The 19674-nt window shown below is 68.0% G+C and carries 17 protein-coding genes and 1 pseudogene; 13 read left to right on the top strand and 5 right to left on the bottom strand.

All coding sequences use genetic code 11. The features are described 5' to 3' along the window. Positions 1-44: 44 nt before the first annotated feature. The 6 genes from ACIBTS_RS17345 to ACIBTS_RS17320 all read left to right on the top strand — a co-directional run bounded on the left by ACIBTS_RS17345 (position 45) and on the right by ACIBTS_RS17320 (position 7319). Positions 45-1160, top strand: a complete 1116-nt coding sequence (locus ACIBTS_RS17345; protein ID WP_399320208.1) for a Gfo/Idh/MocA family protein — start codon at positions 45-47, stop codon at positions 1158-1160. Beyond that, positions 1157-2128 carry a PmoA family protein gene (locus tag ACIBTS_RS17340; RefSeq protein WP_399320206.1) on the top strand — a complete coding sequence of 324 codons (972 nt, stop codon included), beginning with the start codon at positions 1157-1159 and terminating at the stop codon, positions 2126-2128. The genes ACIBTS_RS17345 and ACIBTS_RS17340 overlap by 4 nt, the downstream gene beginning before the upstream one ends. A 429-nt stretch (positions 2129-2557) precedes the next feature. Next, a complete protein-coding gene (locus tag ACIBTS_RS17335; protein ID WP_399320205.1) occupies positions 2558-3256 on the top strand; it encodes a hypothetical protein in 699 nt (232 codons plus the stop codon). 145 nt (positions 3257-3401) lie between these two features. Next, the gene (locus tag ACIBTS_RS17330) at positions 3402-4403 is read left to right on the top strand and encodes a PaaX family transcriptional regulator C-terminal domain-containing protein (RefSeq protein WP_399320204.1); all 1002 of its coding nucleotides are present in this window, start codon (positions 3402-3404) and stop codon (positions 4401-4403) included. Positions 4404-4880: 477 nt separating this feature from the next. Continuing rightward, positions 4881-5765: an alpha/beta hydrolase family protein gene (locus ACIBTS_RS17325; RefSeq protein ID WP_399320203.1), complete on the top strand. Its 885-nt coding sequence runs from the start codon at positions 4881-4883 to the stop codon at positions 5763-5765. 312 nt (positions 5766-6077) lie between these two features. Continuing rightward, a complete protein-coding gene (locus ACIBTS_RS17320; RefSeq protein ID WP_399320201.1) occupies positions 6078-7319 on the top strand; it encodes a glycoside hydrolase family 5 protein in 1242 nt (413 codons plus the stop codon). A 453-nt stretch (positions 7320-7772) separates the two neighbouring features. Here the strand turns inward: ACIBTS_RS17320 and ACIBTS_RS17315 are convergent, their stop codons facing one another. Beyond that, entirely contained in the window at positions 7773-9677 is a 1905-nt protein-coding gene (locus ACIBTS_RS17315) for a rhamnogalacturonan lyase (protein WP_399320200.1), read from the bottom strand. A 678-nt stretch (positions 9678-10355) separates the two neighbouring features. Between ACIBTS_RS17315 and ACIBTS_RS17310 the strand changes: the two genes are divergently transcribed. The 4 genes from ACIBTS_RS17310 to ACIBTS_RS17295 all read left to right on the top strand — a co-directional run bounded on the left by ACIBTS_RS17310 (position 10356) and on the right by ACIBTS_RS17295 (position 14918). Further along, positions 10356-11414, top strand: coding sequence for a glycosyl hydrolase 53 family protein (locus ACIBTS_RS17310; protein WP_399320199.1), 1059 nt, complete (start codon positions 10356-10358; stop codon positions 11412-11414). A gap of 69 nt (positions 11415-11483) precedes the next feature. Next, complete coding sequence (locus ACIBTS_RS17305) at positions 11484-12554, top strand: rhamnogalacturonan acetylesterase (RefSeq protein ID WP_399320197.1); 1071 nt, start codon at positions 11484-11486, stop codon at positions 12552-12554. A gap of 33 nt (positions 12555-12587) precedes the next feature. Next, entirely contained in the window at positions 12588-13457 is an 870-nt protein-coding gene (locus ACIBTS_RS17300; protein WP_399320195.1) for an SGNH/GDSL hydrolase family protein, read from the top strand. A 636-nt stretch (positions 13458-14093) separates the two neighbouring features. Further along, positions 14094-14918 carry an SDR family oxidoreductase gene (locus ACIBTS_RS17295; RefSeq protein WP_399320193.1) on the top strand — a complete coding sequence of 275 codons (825 nt, stop codon included), beginning with the start codon at positions 14094-14096 and terminating at the stop codon, positions 14916-14918. Between the two features lie 288 nt (positions 14919-15206). Here ACIBTS_RS17295 and ACIBTS_RS17290 read toward each other — a convergent pair whose 3' ends face one another. After that, positions 15207-15578, bottom strand: a complete 372-nt coding sequence (locus tag ACIBTS_RS17290) for a hypothetical protein (RefSeq protein WP_399320191.1) — start codon at positions 15576-15578, stop codon at positions 15207-15209. 130 nt (positions 15579-15708) lie between these two features. Then, a pseudogene (locus tag ACIBTS_RS17285) lies at positions 15709-15906 on the bottom strand (AMP-binding protein); the annotation flags it as partial. Between the two features lie 237 nt (positions 15907-16143). On the opposite strand from ACIBTS_RS17285, the gene ACIBTS_RS17280 reads away from it, so the two are divergent. Beyond that, positions 16144-16494: a peptidase inhibitor family I36 protein gene (locus ACIBTS_RS17280; RefSeq protein WP_399320190.1), complete on the top strand. Its 351-nt coding sequence runs from the start codon at positions 16144-16146 to the stop codon at positions 16492-16494. A 6-nt stretch (positions 16495-16500) separates the two neighbouring features. Here ACIBTS_RS17280 and ACIBTS_RS17275 read toward each other — a convergent pair whose 3' ends face one another. Further along, a complete protein-coding gene (locus ACIBTS_RS17275) occupies positions 16501-17196 on the bottom strand; it encodes a hypothetical protein (RefSeq protein ID WP_399320189.1) in 696 nt (231 codons plus the stop codon). Between the two features lie 3 nt (positions 17197-17199). After that, the gene (locus tag ACIBTS_RS17270; protein ID WP_399320187.1) at positions 17200-17406 is read right to left on the bottom strand and encodes a DUF1737 domain-containing protein; all 207 of its coding nucleotides are present in this window, start codon (positions 17404-17406) and stop codon (positions 17200-17202) included. A 143-nt stretch (positions 17407-17549) separates the two neighbouring features. Between ACIBTS_RS17270 and ACIBTS_RS17265 the strand changes: the two genes are divergently transcribed. Together ACIBTS_RS17265 and ACIBTS_RS17260 are read left to right on the top strand one after the other, a co-directional pair. After that, complete coding sequence (locus ACIBTS_RS17265) at positions 17550-17759, top strand: hypothetical protein (RefSeq protein ID WP_399320186.1); 210 nt, start codon at positions 17550-17552, stop codon at positions 17757-17759. 200 nt (positions 17760-17959) lie between these two features. Then, entirely contained in the window at positions 17960-19336 is a 1377-nt protein-coding gene (locus tag ACIBTS_RS17260) for an IS1380 family transposase (RefSeq protein WP_399320184.1), read from the top strand. The last annotated feature ends 338 nt before the right edge of the window (positions 19337-19674 follow it).

Below are 19674 nucleotides of genomic sequence, written 5' to 3'. Positions count from 1 at the left end.
AGCCCACGAGAAGTGGGTCAGCAACCAAGAGAGAGAAAGCACCCATGCCCAGCCCCCGGCCGCCGTACCGCGTGGCCATCATCGGCACCGGCGGTATCGCTCACGCTCATGCCGAAGCCCTCACCGAACTCTCCGAACGTGCCCGGCTGGTCGCCGTCGCCGACCTCGACCCCACCCGTGCCGCCGAGTTCGCCGACCGATTCTCCGTGCCGCACGTCTCCAACGACCCGCAGGCTCTGCTGGAGAGCGAAGACCTCGATCTCGTACACATCTGTACGCCCCCGCAGACCCACGTACCGCTGGCATCCATGGTGATGCAGGCCGGCGTCACCGCCTTGGTGGAGAAGCCGACGGCACTGAGCCTGCGCGAGATGGACCAACTGGCCACGGTGCAGGAGCAGACCGGCTCCAAGGTTCTGACCGTCTTCCAGCACCGCTACGGCGCGGCGGCGGTACGCCTGCGCCGACTGGCCCGCTCCGGCGCACTGGGCCGGCCACTGGTCGCCACCTGCGAGACCCTCTGGTACCGGCCGGACGCGTACTTCGAGGTCCCTTGGCGGGGACGCTGGGACGTCGAGGGCGGCGGCCCCACGATGGGACACGGCATCCACCAGTTCGACCTCTTGCTGTCGGTCCTCGGCCCCTGGTCCCAGATCACCGCACTCGCCGAGCGCCAGGCCCGGCCCACGGACACCGAGGACGTCTCGATCGCCGCCGTCCGGTTCGACAGCGGAGCCCTCGCCACGGTGGTCAACTCCCTGCTGTCCCCCCGGGAGACCTCGCGCCTGCGCTTCGACTTCGAATACGCCACGGTCGAACTCGAACACCTCTACGGCTACCGCGAGGAACACTGGCGGTTCACCCCGGCCCCCGGCCACGAGGGTCTCTCGGACCTCTGGACCGACGGTGACGAGCCGGACATCACGAGCGGCCACAGGCTCCAGATCGAGGCCGTGTTCGACGCCTGGGAGACCGGACAGGAACCCGGCGTCTGTCTGCAGGACGCGCGCCGCACGCTGGAGTTCGCGGCGGCGACGTACGCCTCCGCCTTCCGCGGTGTCCGCGTCGCCGCGGGCGAACTGACCGACGACGACCCGTTCACGCTCAGCATGGACGGCGGCGCCGTGCCGTGGGCACGGGTCAAGGAGGCCCTCGTATGAACGCTCTTGAGATCCGCCACGACCTGGGTACCTCGGTCACGGTCCGCGACGGCGGCACCGAGCTGTTCCGCTACGTGTACCAGCCGGACACCGTCCAACTGGAATCACCCAAGCCCTACATCCACCCCCTGCGCACCCGGGCCGGCAAGGTGGTCAGCCTGTTCCGGCCCCACGACCACGTGTGGCACAAGGGCATCGCGTGGTCCCTGCCCCACGTGGGCGAGGAGAACTTCTGGGGCGGTCCCACGTACATCCACGGACGCTTCTACGTGCAGCTGCAGAACAACGGAACTCAGGCCCACCGCCGGGTCGTCGACCTGGACAGGGCCGACGGGACGGCGACGTTCGCCCACGACCTGGACTGGACCACCCAGTCCGGCGCGCTGTTCTTCACCGAGCGCAGGACGCTGCGAGCGAGCCTGATCTCCCCGCACGCCTGGGCGCTGACGTTCGAGACGCGGATGACCAACGTCTCCGGAACGGACGTTGCCATGGGATCGCCGACCACCAAGGGACGGGAGAACGCCGGCTACGGCGGCCTGTTCTGGCGTGGCCCTCGGTCGTTCACCGGCGGGCAGTTCGTGACCGAGGAAGGCCTGGGTGGCGACGAGGTCCGTGGGCGGCGCATGGAGTGGATGGGTTTCGCGGGTCTCCACGACGAGACGGACGCGCAGTCGCTCGTGCTCATGGTCGACGACGCGGCCAACCCGAGTCACCCGCCGCAGTGGTTCGCCCGGACCGAGGAGTTCGCCTGCCTCAACCCGGCACCGTTCTTCAGCGAGGAGCTGACCGTCGAGGACGGCGCGACCGTGCGGTTCCGCTACGGCGTCGGGATCGCCGATGCCGACGCGAACGCGGCGCCCGCACTCGCCGACGCGGTACGCCGGTTGCTCACACTGCCGGACACGCAGTCCGCACGTGCCGCAGAATCCACAGAATCCTCTTCAGGACGCTTCGCGACGGAGTGATCCGACCCCGCTCGCTGTGCAACCCCCGGCGTGCACTCCCCGCTCACCAAGGAGTGCACGCCTTCCTCACCACCCCGGCTGCCGCGATCGCCGTATACGCAAGTGCCTGCGAACGGCAGCGAGGACGTACCAGACACGTACGAGCACCATGGCGGCACTGATGATCCGCACGAACGCAGGACGGCCCCCGCCTGCGTCACCTTTCGCCCGTGGATGCCACAGGCACCAGCTCGTCGAGGACTGTCGCCACGTGACCCGCCGGTGCGGGGCCGACTTGCTCGACAGTGGGCACGCGGTGGTGCGGGTTCACACCCGGCTGATGGCCGGCGCACGACGCTCAGCTCGTGGGCGTTCTGCTGGAATGCCTGGGCGGCCGGTGCGGTACCTGGCCGCAGGTGCTGCCCGAGGCGCTGGAAAAAAGATCTCGCCGTGCGGGAGGAGGAGGCGCACGCGTTGATCTCCACGACAGTGCAATCGCCTTCGGTGCCGGCTGTGTCACGTGAGCCCGAAGACGGCCCGGCTCCGGCCTACGCAGGGACCGCCGTCCTGCCGCATGTCGGCGCCGTGCGACGGTGGGTGTCAAGCCGTACCGGCCGAGTGGTCGCCGGGACCACGGCCGCGGCCTTGGTGGCGACGGCAGGCACGTTCGTCGTGCAGCATTTCTCCGGCGATGACGCGTCCGGCGGAACGCCTTCGGCGTCATCCGCTGCCACATCGCTTCCCGCGGCCTGGGCAGGTACATGGGTCGGTACCGGGCCGGGCAATCCCACCGCTGACGGTTTTAGCCAGCCCCGGACCGACCAGTTCACCGTCACTTTGACTCTCCACCCGGCACAACGGGGTGAGCTGGCGGGCAAGCAGGTCAGCAACGTGACCGAAGTGAACACCCGCCTTGAGCTGGGATGCACCGAGACCCTGCAATTGCGGGAGATACGCAAGGCCTCGATGGTCCTCAAGGCTGTCACCAGCCAACCCACCGACCGGTCGGCCGAAGTGGCCTGCCCCAACGGCAATGTCTACGTCGTCACGATGACCAGCCGAGACACCCTGAGCCTGAGCGACGAGGGTGACCAGTCCGCCGGGGCGCCGTCCACCCTCACCCGCCAGGTCATCATCGGGCCAGGATGACGGTTCACTGCCACCCCTCGAAGTACGCCGGTGTTGCTCACCCGGGCACTGTCCGGGCACCTTCACTTCACCGGTGCGCGGAGGTCCCGCCGGGTGGGCCGATCCCGGCGGAGCTCCACCCGACGATTTCCCAACCGTTAAAGTGGTGCCGAACCTGTCCACCGCGTCGGAGCCGACCTTGCCGAACCTGTCCCACCTCGAGGAGATCTTCTCCGACGAGGGTGACGGCGCCGCCGGCCCCATGCGGTCGCCCGGCTGGCAGAGCACCGTCTCGCCACAGGGCCTCGCGGTGACCTTGATCGCCGACTACACGTTCCCCGTCCGGTCCTGGCTGCCGTCGGCGGCGATCGTGGCGCTGCTCGGCGAGTTCCACGTGACCGCCGGCGCCGCCCGTACGACGATCAGCAGGCTGATGCGCCGTGGGGTGCTGGAGGGCAGCCGGCAAGGGCGGTACAGCTCCTACCGGCTGACGTCTCAGGCCGCCGTCGATCTGTGGAGCGGCGCCAGCTCGATCGCCACCTTCACCACTCAGCCCGATTCGTGGGACGGACGGTGGACACTGATCGCCTTCTCCGTTCCGGAACAGGAGAGCACGCGGCGGCGAGCGTTGCGCACCGCGCTGCGTTGGCGCGGGTTCGCGCCGCTGTACGACGCGCTCTGGGTGTCGCCGCACCCCCTGACCCCCAAGGGGCGGATCGAGGTGGCCGACCTGGCGCGGGGAGCGGTGACCGTGTTCCGCGCGCGGCAGGAGGAACTGGACACGGAGGTCGACCGCAACCCGGTCGAGGCGTGGGACCTGACCGGCATCGCCGAGCACTACCACGCGTTCATCAGTCGTTGGAGCGGCTTGCTTCCGCACATCAGCGCCGACGGCGTCACCGGTGCCGACGCGGTGCGCGCCCGGACCGAGGTCATGCACGCCTACCGGCACTTCCCCATCCTGGACCCGTTGCTCCCCATCGGGCTGCTGCCATCCGACTGGCCCCGGTCACGGGCGCGGGAAGTCTGCGTCGCGGTGTACGACGGGCTGCTCCAGCCCGCCCAGGACCATGTCCGCGCCGTGGTGACCCGATTCGCAGAGGGACCGCACCTCGACGTCAGGGCCCATACGATCGCCGGCATGAGTGCGGGTATCGGTCACGGCTGACAAGGGACCGTCGCGAGCGTGACCGGGCGGTGTGCGGAGACGCCACATCGCGCCGCCCGCCCCTCGATCTGTCGAATGCGCGTCGAAGACAACAGAGTTGGGCGCCAATGATTGACAGACCGGTACCCGATCGGGACTCTGACTGTTGCAACCCGATGTGGGAACGCTCCCAGAGGCGCGGCACACGACAAGTGGAAGGAGAGGCCTCCTCTGTCACGCTCCCGCGGGGGGCGGCAGGTGGTCACCGGCTCGCCGTCGCCGTGTCTCTGCCCGCAAGGCAACGCCACATCCATCACCGCCACGGTCGCTGCCACAGGCAGGACCGGGACGTCCTCCACCGTGCGTGATACGCCCACCTGACCACCCCCACGGCTACGACCCCACCACCTCGGTCAGTGCGACCGCCCCGGCATCGCCGATGCCTCTTCCCGGCACCTGACCGAGCAGCGCTCCGCACCCCCCACACCAGGAGTCTTCATGACCATGCAACGGCGTAGTTTCCTGACCCTGAGCGCAGCCGGAGCCGCGGTCGTAGGCCTGTCCCTGCTCGGCACAGGGCAAGCAGGTGCCGGCGCGAGGGCCGGATCTCCGACCCAGAGGTTCGCGGTCGGCGTGCGCCCGTATGCCTGGAGCCGCGGCAGCCGCCGGTGGACCACCTACGTCTACTACCCCGCCACCGGCGCGCCCGGTGGCTCCCCGGTCACCAACGCGCCCGTCGCCCAAGGCGTCTTCCCGGTCTGCGAGTTCATGCACGGCTTCAGCAGCAGCCCGCAGAATTCCCTGGCGATCATCCGCCCCCTGGCCGAGGCCGGCTTCGTCGTCCCCGCCCCCCACTTCGCCAACCTCAGTGGCCAGGACGTCTACAACGGCAACCAGTCCAAGGACGTTTCCGAGGTCATCACCCGGACCCTCGCCCTGAACACGGCCGGAGACCCGCTGGCCGGCCACCTCAACACATCGGTCGGAGTCGGCGTCTCCGGCCACTCGATGGGCGGCATGACCACCCACGGCCTGCTCACGGCCTGGCCGGACGCGCGGATCACCGCCGCGATCCCCATGTCCTGTGTGGACATGGGCAACCCGAGCCCGTCGGTCCGCGCCAAGGTCCTGTTCACGCACGGCGACCGGGACGGAACGTGCCCGATCTCCTCCGCCCGTCAGGCGTACCGGGAACTGCCCGCCGCCAAGGCGTTCCTCACCTTCCGCGGCGCCGGCCACAGCAACTACTTCGGCGACTCCCGCACCGTCAACACCTTCGTGGACTGGATGCGGTGGAGTCTGTACGGCGACACCGCGGCCCGCGACCGCCTTCGCTTGGACGCCACCTCCAGCACGACCACTTGGGAATCCGCCCTGAGCTGAGGAGCAACCACGCACGGCCTCGGACGCGCGCATTGGCCGTGACCGCGGCGCACCCGGGCCGTCCAGAATGCCTGACCGTCCACGGACGCGCACCAGCGGGACGCCCGGCCCTCGTCACAGCACGAGCGCTTCGCTGCTCCGACCACTTTCCGGACGCCTGCGAGTCAGCCGCAGCGCCCACCAGCTGCGTACGTTGGCCCGGGCCCCAGAAATCACACTCCCGAACAGCCGGGCGACTCTGGCCGCTCGCGCTCGGGCAGAAAGGTCCACTTGGGGGTTGGACACCCTCAAGACTGCAAGAGAGGAAAGCCCATGGCTTCACTAGCAGGGAAGATCAGAGTCATTCTCCTTGCCGTCCTGTTGGCGGTTGCCGCATCTGTGTACGGCACGGCGCATCAGGCGTCGGCCGATACCGTGGCACAGTCGAGCGCCGCTTCACAGATCGTGGCCGACATGGGCGCGGGATGGAATCTGGGGAACCAACTCGAAGCCACCACCAACGGATACCCCAGCGAAACGGCATGGGGCCAGCCGACCGTGACGCAGGCCCTCATCGACAAGGTGAGAGCGGCAGGATTCAAGACGATCCGGATCCCCGTCTCCTACCTGGGATACATAGGACCCGGCCCGAATTACACGATCAACGCCTCCTGGCTGAACAGAATCCAGGAGGTCGTCAACTACGCCTACAACAGAGGCCTACACGTGCTGATCAACATGCACGGCGACGGCTACAAGAACGTCAACGGCTCCTGGCTGATCTGCGATTCCTCCTCCCAAACGACGATCAAGGCCAAGTACGAGAAAGCTTGGCAGCAGATCGCGAACAGGTTCAAGAACTACGACCAGCGCCTGATCCTGGAGTCCATGAACGAGGAGTTCGACGGGCAGTACGGCCGTCCGACCCAACCGTGCTACTCGAACATCAACAGTTACAACCAGATCTTCGTGGACACCGTACGGAAAACGGGCGGAAACAACAGTTCGAGGTGGCTGCTCGTGGCCGGCTGGAACACGAACATCGACTACACCGCAGGGAATTACGGCTTCACGCTTCCGTCCGACCAGTATCGCTCCCCCTCCATTCCCGCCAATGAACGGCGGATCATGATCTCCGTCCACCACTACGCTCCGTGGGACTTCGCCGGAGAGGAAAGCGGCACCATCACGCAGTGGGGACGATCGGCGACCAATCCATCGAGGAAGTCGACCTGGGGGCAGGAAGACTACCTCGACGCCCAGCTCAAGACGATGCATGACGTGTTCGTCACGAAGGGGTATCCGGTGGTCGTCGGCGAATACGGCGCGATCGACAAGTCATCGTTCGATTCTACGAACAACAGGTATCGCGCGGACTTTGCACGGGCCGTCGCCGCCACCGCCAAGAAATACGGCGCGGCCAGCGTCTACTGGGACAACGGTGCAACCGGCCGGTACGGGTTCGGGCTGTTCGACCGGCGCTCCCTCACAGTGACCCAGCAAGGCATCATCAACGGCATCATGAGCGGCGTCAACGGCAGCGTTGCCGGCTCCGCCCTTCCGGCCGGCACGTAGCAGGACCCGAGTCTCGGCGACGGGTACATACCTCTGCATCCTCGTGGGCGCGCAGTTGGGCCGGGTGGCGATGCCACACGGTGTGCGACCTCGTCAACTGCGCGCCTACCAACCGGAGAAGCTACGCTGCTCCGCGCCTGGGAGCACGTTTGGCAACCGGAGGACAGCGATGTCTTCACATGTAGCGACCGACGACGAAGTGTCTGCCGGACTGACCGGCGTGCCGAGCCCAAGGAGTTTCTGCGGTCTCTCAGAGCTACGCACACCTGGACCAGGGCTACGGCGTAAGCATGTCGGCTGAGGTGACGGACGCCCTGGCCCACGCAGTGCGCCTGACCGAGGAGGAACGGGACCATCTGATCCGGCCGGCCCAGCCCGACCGGAACCGCACACCGAACACCCCTTCCCTGATGCCTGAACCCGCTCAAGCATCAGGGAAGCCGGCTGTCCAGCTCAGAGGCGGTCCGGGAGGGCGACCGTGGGGCGGGGTGGCGCGGACATGTTGCCGCCGATGAAGAAGCTGGGGTGCGGGGGCTGGTTGTAGGCAGTGTTCTGCCAGGCCAGGGCCGTGCGGTACTGGGTGTCGTGGAGGAGGGTCGTGATCCGCGTATTGGTCTCGTATGGCGTGGAGTAGATCCGCAGGGCCGTGTTGTTGGACGTCGGCCAGATGACCTCCTCGCGCCAGTCGCCGAGGATGTCGCCGGACAAGGACGGCGTCGACTTGGTGCCGTTGTTGGAGTGGACCCCGGAGCCGGTGAGCAGGCGGGTGTCGCCGGAGGTGCCGTACTTGTCGATGTGGGTGCCGTCGAGGAGTTCGCGCGTCGTGTCGCCGTCCCACCACGCCAGGAAGTTGCTGGACCCGGGCTTACGACTGGCGACCACCGCGCCCTTGGGGTTGCGGACGCCACTCACGAGCGACGACCACGACTCGGCGCCCGCGCTGCCGGACCAGACGTCACCGGACACGCCCCGACCGTTGTCACCGGCGGCCGGGGTGGACCAGAGGATCTGGCCGGTCCTCGCGTCCGCCATCCAGGAGGACGGCTTGGAGCTGTCCTCGTCGACCTTGAACTCCTCCAGACCTGGCCGGGACGGGTCGAGGTCGCCCACGTGCATTGCGTCCCCGTGGCCGTTCCGCGTCGTCCACAGGCCGTTGCCGTTGTCGTCGACCGCCATCGCGCCGTAGACGACCTCGTCCTTGCCGTCCCCGTCCACGTCCGCGACCGACAACTGGTGGTTGCCCTGGCCGGCGTAGCCGCTGTTGGCGTTGGAGTCGAAGATCCACCGGTGGGTGAACTGTCCGTTCCGCCAGTCCCAGGCCGCGATCACCGCGCGGGTGTAGTAGCCACGAGCCATGATCACCGAGGGGCGGGAGCCGTCCAGGTAGGCCGTGCCCGCCAGGAACCGGTCCACGCGGTTGCCGTAGGAGTCCCCCCAGGACGACACCGTGCCTCGGGCTGGGACGTAGTCGACGGACTGCATCGCCCTGCCCGTCTGCCCGTTGAACATCGTCAGGTACTCGGGGCCGGACAGCACATAGCCCGAGGAGTTGCGGTGATCGGCCGCGGAACTGCCTATGACCGCGCCGGTTCCGTCCTTCGTGCCGTCGGCGGTCTTCATGGCGACCTCGGCCTTGCCGTCACCGTCGTAGTCGTACACCTGGAACTGTGTGTAGTGCGCGCCGGAGCGGATGTTGCGGCCCAGGTCGATACGCCACAGGCGAGTGCCGTCGAGCTTGATGCCGTCGACGATCGTGTTGCCGGTGTAGCCGGACTGGGAGTTGTCCTTGGCGTTCGTCGGCTGCCACTTCAGAACGATGTCCAGGGCGCCGTCGCCGTCGAGGTCGCCGACGGAGGCGTCGTTGGCCTCGTAGGTGTACGGCGAGTTGCCCGGTGAAGTGCCCCCGGGCGGCGGGGAGATCGGCACGTCCTTGTACCCGGTGCGGAACTGGAGCGCGTGCTCGGACGGCGCCTGCTCGATGCCGTTCACCACCGCGCGCACCGTGTAGTCGGCCGAGTCCGGGGCACTGGCGTCCAAGTAGTTCGTCGAGGTGGTCAGGGGCGAGGAATTGAGCCTGGTGCCGCCACGGTAGACGTTGAAGGCCACATCGTTCGGATCAGTGGCCAGCCACCGCCACGACACCAGGTTCCCGCTGCCGGTGTGGACGCTGGTCAGGCCCCGATCCAGGCGTTCCACCTGCCGCGCGGTCGCGGCGTGCGCGGTCTGCGGCAGTCCGGTGAGTGCGGAGAGGACCAGTGCGGTGGCGGACGTCAGGCCGCGGAACAGCCGCTTGCTCGACCGGCGTTGGAATCGCCTTGGGGGCGATGCGGTGCGCGGATGCCGGTGCGGGTCGGTCACGATGACCTCCGATGTGGGGGGGGTGATGTGAAGATCGCGGAGACGGCGGTCTGACCACAGCATGGGAACGCTCCCATTCGCTGCGAGGGTAGGAATCCACTGATGGCCCGTCAAGCATTCTGTTGGCTTTCCTGTTCGAGCGTGTTCGAGTGCGAGTCGACGAGATACCCGTGCGCAACCTCGTCCCCGTCGCTGCATTCCTTCTGAAAGGGCACTTGAACTGGGATGACTCCAGCCGATTCAGACAGCCCACAGCCGAGGCGCGGCGAGCACCCGCCCACAGGATCGCACTGCTTCTTCCATGGATCGGTGAGCAATGGTTGACAGCTTGGTGCCCGATCGAGAAGCTGCGTGATGCACCTCCGGTTCGTTGTGATGCGATGGAGCACCTCCATCGCAACACCTCTGTGATCGTTCACAGCTCCGACCTGGAGGAGCGTCCCTGGCATGCCAAGGCCGCCGTCTCCGACACGTGCCACTCGCAAGCACTCCTGCCTCAGTTGTCGCCACACCGAGGGAGGCAGCATCGGCTGGATCGCACGCGCTAAACCAACTCCTCGAGCCTGAGCGTCGGTTGCCCCCATGACCCGCCTCGCTCCTGGAAGTCTCTTTCTCGCTGACCCGCTCTCCGCCGACCGCGACGTCTCACCCGCGGCCGGCGGAAGGAAAGGACCGACCATGTCCCCGCAGCCCCCCACACCAGTTGCCGCGCGCATCAGCCGGCGAACCCTGCTCAGGGCCACCACCGCGACCGCCGGGGCGATCGCCACCGCCGCCGCGTTCGCCGAACTCGAGACGCCTGCCGAGGCCGCGGCGAGCTTCGTCAAAGGCGTCGACATCAGCTGGGCACCTCAGATGGAGGCGCGCGGCTACTCCTGGAAGAACGCCGGCGGGCAGACCCAGGACCTGCTGACCATCCTCAAGGGATACGGCATCACCGCCGTACGCCTGCGTACGTTCGTCAACCCTTCCAACGACCCGGCCAACGGGCACTGCGGCATCAACGAGGTGGCCGCCTTCGCCAAGAGGGTCAAGGCCGCCGGCATGTCGATCATGCTCGACTACATGTTCGGCGACACCTGGAACTCCGTCGGCGTGCAGAACCCGCCGGCGGCCTGGCGGAACATGAGCTACAGCCAGATGCGCACCGCCATGGGCACGTACGTGAACCAGACCATGACGGTCATGAAGAACAACGACGTGCTGCCCACCTGGGTGCAGATCGGCAACGAGATCAACAGCGGGATCTGCCGCCCGGTCGGCAGCGTCTCCAACGGGGCGCAGATGACCGGGCTGCTCAACGCCGCCTACACACAGGTCAAGGCGGTGTCCCCGAACTCGACGGTGTGCATCCACCTGGCCCAGCCGCAGAAGTACGACTCCATGACGACGTTCTTCAGCCGCTACGCGGCCAACGGCGGCAAGTGGGACATGTCGGTGTTCTCCTCCTACGGCAGCGCGAGTCTCGCCCCCGGGATCGTGGCGAACATGAAGAAGATCTCCGACGCCTACGGCAAGCCGTTCCTGCAGAGCGAGTTCGGTGGCCGGGTGGACCGCGCCTCCGCCACCCAGGCCGCGCTGATCGCCTACATCAAGGCGCTCAAGGCCAACGGCGGGCAGGGCATCTTCTACTGGGAGCCGGAGTGCATGTCCCCGTTCACCGGCTACAACATGGGCGCCTGGGACTCCGCCACGAAGCGGCCCTCCATCATCATGAACGGCTTCACCCAGGCCTGAGCGACGGGCCATGGACCTCAACCCGGGCAACTCTCCGGTCAAGGATGGGGATTGGTGATTGTAATGGGCATGACATCAAGTTTCGAAGGGTACGGGGTCAGGCTGGGAGTGGTGGGTCTGCTGACCCTCGCGACGCTGGTCGGCACCGGTGCGGCGCATGCCGATGCCGCCACGCGGGCGCTGCCGGCCGGTTGTTCCGGCACTGCGCCGATCAAGTGTCACTACGCGGTCTCACCCGGCAACTACGACGTGACTGTCTCCATCGGTGGTGCCACTGCCGCCGAGACCGACATGTGGGTGGAGGCCCGGCGCCTGATGCTTCCGGCGACGAAGACGGCGGCCGGTGCCGCCGCCACGTACTCGTTCACGGTCAACGTGCGGCAGCCGGAAGGGCAGCCGACCGGCCAGGGCGGCACCGGAAACCCCGGTCTGGACATCCGGTTCGCGGGGACCGACCCGAAGGTGTCGGCCGTCTCCGTGAAACCGGCGACCCAGCCGCTGGTCGCCTACCTGGCCGGAGACTCGACCGTGTGCGACCAGCCCGTGGCCCCGTACACGGGATGGGGCCAGACGATCACGCCGGCGGTGAGCCCCGGAGCGTCCGTCGCCAACTACGCAGACTCGGGGGAGAGTTCGGGCAGCTTCCTGAGGAACTCGGCGCTCTTCCCGGCACTGCTGGCGAAGGTCAAGGCAAACGACGCGGTCTTCATCCAGTTCGGCCACAACGACAAGCAGACCAGCGCGTCAGCCTTCCGGAGCAACCTCACCTCCATGATCACGCAGGTCCGTGCGAAGGGCGGCGTCCCGGTCCTGGTGACCCCGCCGGTCCGCCGGCTGTTCGACGGCAGCCGGCTCACGCCCACGGCACTGCACGTCAACGGCCTCAGAGTGAACCTGCCCGCCGAGATGCGCTCGGTCGGCACGGCGCAGAACGTGCCAGTGATCGATCTGACCACCAAGAGCAAGACACTGGTCGAGTCCCTCGGACCGTCCGCCTCGGCACAGCTCTTCCTGCGCTCATCCGTCGACGGTGTCACGGACAACACCCACTTCTCGCAGTACGGCGCGAGCCGGATGGGCGGGCTGGTGCTCCAGAGCATCCGCGAGCAGCGCCTGCCCCTGGCCGCGTACCTGCGCTGACCGACGCCCGGCGCCAGTCCCAAGGAGGGACCCTTGAGGAACTTACGGATTCTCATCACGACCGCGCTCGTGATCGCCTTGTCGAGCCTCGGTGTCAGCGCCGCATCCGCGGCGGACCGCGTCGTCACGAACTGCACCAGTGCCTCCCGCTCCCAGGCCCCGGCCGCACGGGCGGTCGCCGCGCCGGTCACCGTGTGGCTGGCCGGCGACTCCACCATGGCCAACCCGAGTTCCGGCCGTTGTCCGGTCGGCTGGGGCAGCCAGTTCGACGCCCTGTTCACCAGCGACGTGACCGTCAAGAACCAGGCCGTGGGAGGCCGCAGCATCCAGACCTGGCTGTACGAGGGGAACGTGAGCAGCACCAAGGGCTCGGACGGTGAGTGCCGCCTCACGTCCACCACGTACTCGTCCCGCTGGCAGGCGATGCTGAACTCGAGCACCGGAATGAAGGCCGGTGACTACCTGTTCATCCAGTTCGGCATCAACGACTCCTCCTCGACCTGCCCCCGGCACGTCGGCCCGGCCCGGTACCAACAGCTGATGACCATGATGGCGCAGGCCGCCCTGGCCCGGGGCGCGCACCCGGTGCTGCTCACCCCGGTGGCCGCCATCACCTGCTCCGGCGGCACAGCGACCAAGAACCGCGGCTTCGTGGGCGAGACCTTCGCCGCCGGATCCGCCACCAGGGCGCCGGTCATCGACCTGCAGACGCTCAGTGTCTCGCTCTACAACAGTCTGCACTTCTGCCCGAACAACGGCGACTACGGAGGCAGCGGTCCCCTGGGCACCTTTTTCTGCAACGACCACACCCACTTCGACACCTACGGCGCCCAGCGGGTCGCAGGGCTCGTCGCCGGTGACGTGCGTCGCCAGAACCTTCCGCTCGCCGCGTATCTCACGTAGCACGCGGCGGTGGGCGCGAACCGGGGCCGCTCGGTTCGCGGGTGGCCTCAAATGACGGCTGTGCCGCAGACCGACGTCGCAGTCGTCCCTATCTGACGGTGGCGTGCGGCTGCAGGGTCTCGACGTGCGGTTGGTCGGTCACGGGGTGCCTCCTGGGTGGGTGGTGGTCGGCGGGGCGCCGGGGTCGCTGCGACGAGATGCCGGGCAGCGCGTCGCGCTGGAGCGCGCGGAGAGGGCACCGCCCCGGGCTTGGCATGCTCGGGGCGACTCCGTTCACTGGTCACCGGCCGCGGAGGTCCTCGTTCACGCAGCGGTTGCGCCGACGGCCGGGGCCGATGATGGAGCTGCCGGCGACGTCGCCGGCAGAGAAGAAGCGGCCGCCGTCGGGCCGCGCGACGGGTGCCGCCCACCGGCGCGCGCCGTCCTGGCCGACTCATACGGAGGCCCCACCGGAGCTCCGGTGGGGCTTCGTCGTCTCAGCTGTGCTCTCACATGCCTCTGCTCGGTGACCCTCCACCGTCCCCGCCACTCTTACTGCCCTCAACAATGCCGACCCTGCGATTCGACTTGATACTCAGTATCATGTCGATGTACAGTCTTTCCATAAGACTTCATCTCGAAGGAGAGCGCTTTCCCATGAGCAAGATCTGGTTCGTCACCGGTTCCTCGCGTGGCTTCGGCCGCCAGTTCGTCCAGGCGGCCCTGGAGCGTGGTGACAAGGTCGCGGCCACCGCCCGCAACACCGACTCCCTGGCGGATCTGGTGGCCGCCCACGGTGAGGCGGTCCTGCCGCTGAAGCTGGACGTCACCGACAAGGCCGCCGCGTTCGAGGCCGTCCAGCGGGCGCACGAGCACTTCGGCCGGCTCGACGTCGTGGTCAACAACGCCGGACACGGCCTGTTCGGCACGGTCGAGGAGCTGACGGAACAGCAGGTCCGCGGTCAGATGGAGACCAACTTCTACGGCGCCCTGTGGGTCACCCAGGCTGCCCTGCCCCTCCTGCGGGCCCAGGGCAGCGGCCACATCGTGCAGATCTCCACGGTCGGCGGCGTCGCCTCCTTCCCCAACCTGGGCGGTTACAACGCCTCCAAGTGGGCCCTGGAAGGCCTGACCGAGGCCCTCGCCCAGGAGGTCGCCGGCTTCGGCATCAAGGTCACCCTCGTCGAGCCCGGCGGCTTCGAAACCGACTGGGCCGGCTCCTCCGCCACCTTCGCCACACAGCTGCCCGCCTACGACGACCTGCGCACCGCCGTCGCCGCCGCCTGGAGCGACGTCAAGTCCGGCGACCCCGCCGCAACCGGCCCCGCCCTGCTGAAGATCGTCGACGCCGACAACCCGCCCCTGCGCGTCTTCTTCGGCACCGCCCCCCTCCACCTCGTCCCCCAGGTCTACGCCGAACGCCTCAAGACCTGGCAGGAATGGGCCGACGTCTCCACCCAAGCCCAGGGCAACGCCGCATAACCCGTGCGACGGCAGCGCCGGTCAGGGCCGCCGACCGCCCCCACGGCCACGGGAGCGGTCGGCGGGCGTGCGCACTTCCACAGCGAGCAACCGCACGCTCGCCGGTCGAGCTTTGTGAAGTAGCCACCTGTCCTCCGGCTTGGCAGCTCTCAACCGATGGGCAGGCAAGGGACGGTCGGCAATGCTCCGCTCCGACCAGACCTCGACGCCGGGTGAGCCCGAGCAGCGGCCCGCCCGAGAACGAGACCATCCCCTCGTGCACCCCGTGCTGCGGGACGGACGGGTGACTCAGGGGAGCGACTTCAGGTTCCCGTCACTGATCTGCCGTCGCAGGAGAAACTTCTGGATCTTTCCCATGGCGTTGGCCGGAATGGCGTCGGCCAGGTACCAGTGGCGGTGTGTCTTGTACGGGGCCAGAGCCGCGCGCAGGTGGTCGTGGAGTTCGGCAGCGGTGGGCGGGTCGGCAGGATCGGTGGCGTTGATCACGGCGGCGACCTGCTCGCCCCACGCCGGGTCGGAGCGGCCGAGCACGGCAGCCTGCCGCACCTTGAGGTAGGTGCTGAGCGCTGCCTCGATCTCGGCGGGGTAGATGTTCTCCCCGCCTCGGATGATCATGTCCTTGAGGCGGCCGGTGACGGTGACGTAGCCGCGCTCGTCCATCACGCCCAGGTCGCCAGTGTGCAGCCATCCGTCGCGGTCGACGGTCTGCGCGGTGGGCCTCGGGGAGGTCGTAGTAGCCGAGCATGACCTGGTATCCACGGGCGCAGATCTCACCCGGCTCGCCCACGGGCAGCGGATCGGCGTCGGCGGGGCCGACGATCTTGACCTCAACCTGCCACAGGGGCTGGCCGACGGTGTGCAGCTTGTCGTGGGCGCTGTCGTCGGGGCTGGTCTGGGTGACGGCGGGGCTGAGTTCGGTCTGCCCGTAGAGGGTGGAGAAGCGGGCGCCGAAGCGGCGCTCGGCCTCCTCAACGAGTTCTGAAGGCACCCGGTCGCCGCGAATATGAAGTTGATGTGCCCATGCAGTACTGCAGGGGCGAGGGAGAACGTATGGGACTTCCTTTTACCGATTCAAGCCACTTTCCATATCACCTGACCACTTCCCTCACATCGGTGATGTGGATCTTCATCCCGGGCATGTCGCGGGCCGGGCCGGAAGCATGGAGGCAGCCACGGCGGTCCGCCGAGGCGCCACGCATCCCCATTTCCTCCTCCGGAGACGTTCATGAAACTTCGCGCCTGGTCCTGCGCCGCCGCCCTCGCACTGACCGCTCTCGTCCTGCCGACCCAGGACGCCTCGGCCGCGGCGGCGCCGTCCTGTCCCGACGGCTCGGTCTGCTTCTACAGCGGCGAGGGCTTCGGCGGCAGCAGCTGGGAGTGGACCGCCCGCAGCGGCTACCGCGACATGCCGCCCTACCTCCACGACCACGTCGGCTCGTTCGTCGCCAGTACCCGCGCCTGCTTCATCAACTGGGGGCCGGTCGAGAAGCGGGACGTCTTCAACGGCGACTGGCGCTCGCGCTACCAGGGCGACTTCGGCGGCAGGATCGACGGAGTGGGCCCGGGCGCCTGCTGAGGCCTCCTACCGCTCACCCCGCGGGGCGCCGTGCCACCGCCACTGACCGAGTCGCGCCCGCCCCGGAATCTCCCCCCGACCGGTGGCCCACAGCAGCGTGGGCCACCGGTCGGCGCCGGTCGGCGCATCGGGAAACAGCCGCGCCAGCACCCGGTCACAGAGCCCGGCGTCCGGCGCCTCCCACTCGACCCCGAGCCCCTCGGCGACGTCGTACAGGTGCACCAGCGTCTCGACGACCCCCATGGCGGCGAAGCCCTCGGGGTCGGAAACCCCGAAGACGTGATGCGCCCTGACGGTCGTCGGCGCCGTCCGCACCACGGCCGCGAGCATCGCCCCACAGGCGTCCAGCACCTGCACAAGGCCGTCCGGCCCGGCCGCACGATCGGCAAAGATCACGTTCGCCGGCGCCCCTGGCTTCTTCCGACTCCAGACGAAGGGCACCTCGGCCTCCAAGGGCGGCTGCTCGGGCCCGAGTTGAGCGGCGTAGGCGAACAGATCATCAGCGAGATGTTCGACGGTCTCCCAACAACTCCACTCCAGCGAGCCTGCGTTGGCATCCCAGTCGGCCGCCGCGCCCGCACCCCGAAGCACGGCAACGGCCAGCCGAACGGCGTCCTGCACGTCATCGGCGGTAACGGGGCCGGGCCTGGAGACAGGGCTCGGGCTGCCGACGGGGTTGGACGATCCGTTCACATCAGACATGGCCTACTCCCCCACGGCGTCTGCTGCGTGGACGCCGGACCAGATCAGCGCCTGCGCAATGATGACGTCGCTGCCGTTGAACGTCAGCGCCGGACCTTCGTGGAGGCGGTATCCCAGGGCAAGTGCCTCGCTGACGCGGTGGCAGAACGACGCATCGTCGGGGCCGGTCAGGACGCGGTAGACGGGCAGACCGTCCGGTGGCGGGTTCATGCCATGAGTATCTCCGACACAACTCCGCCGACGGGCGGTTCAGATCGGATTCGCCATGCTGCGAGAGGAGTTCGTCGTCGCCGACGGACGTGTGAGTACCCGTACTCATGCGCAGGTCACCGCCCCCGCCTAGCGTGCCCAGGGTGCCCGAGAACCCCGCACCCCCAACCCCCGCGACCACCCCCGGCGTACGCGGATGGGGCTGCTGCCTGCTCCCTGTCGCCCTGACCCTCGCCTGGTTCTTCGGAGCCCGCTTCCTGCCGGAGCGCGTGAGCTGGTACCCGTTCTGGCTAGCGGCGGTCATCTGGAACGGCAGGGACGGCCAGGGCGGGATCAGCCATCTGCTGGGCTGACGGAGGTCATCGGCTCACGCCTCGAAAATCACGCCTCTTCGCCGCCACCGCCTTCAACTGGCAGGCATCAGTGCCTAGCCTCGCGCTTTCATGAAGTGGGCTGTCCGGCAGGCGGTCAGGAAAGCAGAAAGTGCCCCTGACCAGCAAGAATGAGGATTGTCGAGGTCCTTGTTCCTGCCACCGCCGGAGGCACTTCCCAGGTGAAGCACTCTATCGGGTCCTATCCCCGCGTCCGTGTCCAGGACGACGGCCGCCAGGTCGTCTCCCAGGCCGGGTCGGTCCTGCTCGTCGAAACGGTCCGCAAGATCGGTCTTGACCAGGCCATATCCCAGGCTCTGGGTCCGTGGCGCAAACCGCGGGCCGTCCACGATCCCGGCAAGGCCCTCCTGGACGTCGCCCTGGCGGTCGCGATGGGCGGGGACTGCCTCGCGGACGTCGCGATGCTGCGGTGCGAGCCGGCCGTCTTCGGTCCGGTCGCCTCCGACCCGACCATCTCCCGCCTGATCGACGCCCTCGCCGCCTCCGGCGAGAAAGCCCTGCAGGCCATCCGGTCCGCACGGTCCGAAGTCCGCCAGCGTGCCTGGTCGTTGGCCGGCAAGAACGCCCCGGACGCCGACGGTCAGGTCGTCATCGACCTCGACGGCGTCCTCGTGATCGCCCACTCCGACAAACAGGACGCGGCCCCGACCTGGAAGAAGACCTACGGCCATCACCCCCTGACGGCCTTCCTCGACCACGGACCGGGCGGAACCGGCGAGCCCGTCGCCGCCCTCCTCAGGCCGGGAAACGCGGGCTCGAACACGGCAGCCGACCACATCACCACCGCCCAACTCGCCCTGGCACAACTGCCCAAGCACTACCGGCGAGGGCGACAGACCCTGATCCGCACCGACTCCGCCGGCGGCACCCACGACTTCGTGTCCTGGCTCGCCAGGCGAGGACGATGGCTGTCCTACTCGGTCGGCATGGTGATCACCGAAGCGATCCACGAACACGTGCTGAAGGTCCCCGCCTCAGCCTGGACTCCGGCCGTCGAGACCGACGGTGAGGCCCGTGACGGAGCCTGGGTCGCCGAGCTCACCGGCAAGCTCCTGGACGGCTGGCCCAAGGGCATGCGACTGATCGTCCGAAAGGAACGGCCTCACCCTGGCGCCCAGTTGAGGATCACGGACGCGGACGGCATGCGGATCACGTGCTTCGCGACCAACACCCCCCACCGGCCGATCGCCGAGCTCGAGCTCCGTCACCGGCTGCGGGCCCGGGCCGAGGACCGGATCCGGGCCGCCCGGGCCACCGGCCTGCGCAACCTGCCCCTGCACACAACAGCCCAGAACAAGGTCTGGCTGGAGATCGTCCAGATCGCCCTCGACCTGCTGGCCTGGATGTCCATGCTTGCTCTCACCGGCAAGGCCCGACTCTGGGAACCCCGCCGCCTGCGTTTCCGCCTGTTCTCCGCGGCCGCTCAGCTCGTCACCACCGGCCGACGCAGGATTCTCCGCCTCACCCAGCACTGGCCCTGGACCGGCGAGATCACCACAGCCCTCGAACGGCTCGCGCTCCTGCCCACCCCCGGCTGACCAGCAAACCTCCGCCATCCCGACGACAACATCACCCGCCCCGGGCAGTGGAACCCGGCGCCCACCCGAAGCGACAACCGGGCCGCCGGCCTGCCTATCGCCAGCTCCGGAAAGCCAAAGGGTCCACCGACTCCGTCGGCGGACCCTCGCGAAAGATCGAGGCTAGTTGAACGGAGTCAAACGTGACACCTGACACCATTGACCAGCATGTTCGATTGACACATGATCTTCACAGCTTATGTAAGCAACCCTAATCACATAGTCACCGCCATGATCCCAAAGGAATTCGATATTCCGCGATCCCAGAAGAAGAAATTCTCAAAATGGCCCGGAAATTC

This window comes from Streptomyces sp. NPDC050121, assembly GCF_044460385.1.
GTDB classification, from domain to species: Bacteria; Actinomycetota; Actinomycetes; order Streptomycetales; family Streptomycetaceae; genus Streptomyces; species Streptomyces soliscabiei.
Note: the sequence above shows the minus strand (reverse complement) of the source record. Positions and strands in the feature narration are given on the sequence as shown.

What these genes read in the sequence shown, in the direction of transcription:
- ACIBTS_RS17345 (WP_399320208.1), top strand. Translation starts at nt 45, where the DNA reads ATGCCCAGCCCCCGGCCGCCGTACCGCGTGGCCATCATCGGCACCGGC.
- ACIBTS_RS17340 (WP_399320206.1), top strand. Translation starts at nt 1,157, where the DNA reads ATGAACGCTCTTGAGATCCGCCACGACCTGGGTACCTCGGTCACGGTC.
- ACIBTS_RS17325 (WP_399320203.1), top strand. Translation starts at nt 4,881, where the DNA reads ATGACCATGCAACGGCGTAGTTTCCTGACCCTGAGCGCAGCCGGAGCC.
- ACIBTS_RS17320 (WP_399320201.1), top strand. Translation starts at nt 6,078, where the DNA reads ATGGCTTCACTAGCAGGGAAGATCAGAGTCATTCTCCTTGCCGTCCTG.
- ACIBTS_RS17310 (WP_399320199.1), top strand. Translation starts at nt 10,356, where the DNA reads ATGTCCCCGCAGCCCCCCACACCAGTTGCCGCGCGCATCAGCCGGCGA.
- ACIBTS_RS17305 (WP_399320197.1), top strand. Translation starts at nt 11,484, where the DNA reads ATGACATCAAGTTTCGAAGGGTACGGGGTCAGGCTGGGAGTGGTGGGT.
- ACIBTS_RS17295 (WP_399320193.1), top strand. Translation starts at nt 14,094, where the DNA reads ATGAGCAAGATCTGGTTCGTCACCGGTTCCTCGCGTGGCTTCGGCCGC.
- ACIBTS_RS17290 (WP_399320191.1), bottom strand. Translation starts at nt 15,578, where the DNA reads ATGGACGAGCGCGGCTACGTCACCGTCACCGGCCGCCTCAAGGACATG.
- ACIBTS_RS17280 (WP_399320190.1), top strand. Translation starts at nt 16,144, where the DNA reads ATGAAACTTCGCGCCTGGTCCTGCGCCGCCGCCCTCGCACTGACCGCT.
- ACIBTS_RS17275 (WP_399320189.1), bottom strand. Translation starts at nt 17,196, where the DNA reads ATGTCTGATGTGAACGGATCGTCCAACCCCGTCGGCAGCCCGAGCCCT.
- ACIBTS_RS17270 (WP_399320187.1), bottom strand. Translation starts at nt 17,406, where the DNA reads ATGAACCCGCCACCGGACGGTCTGCCCGTCTACCGCGTCCTGACCGGC.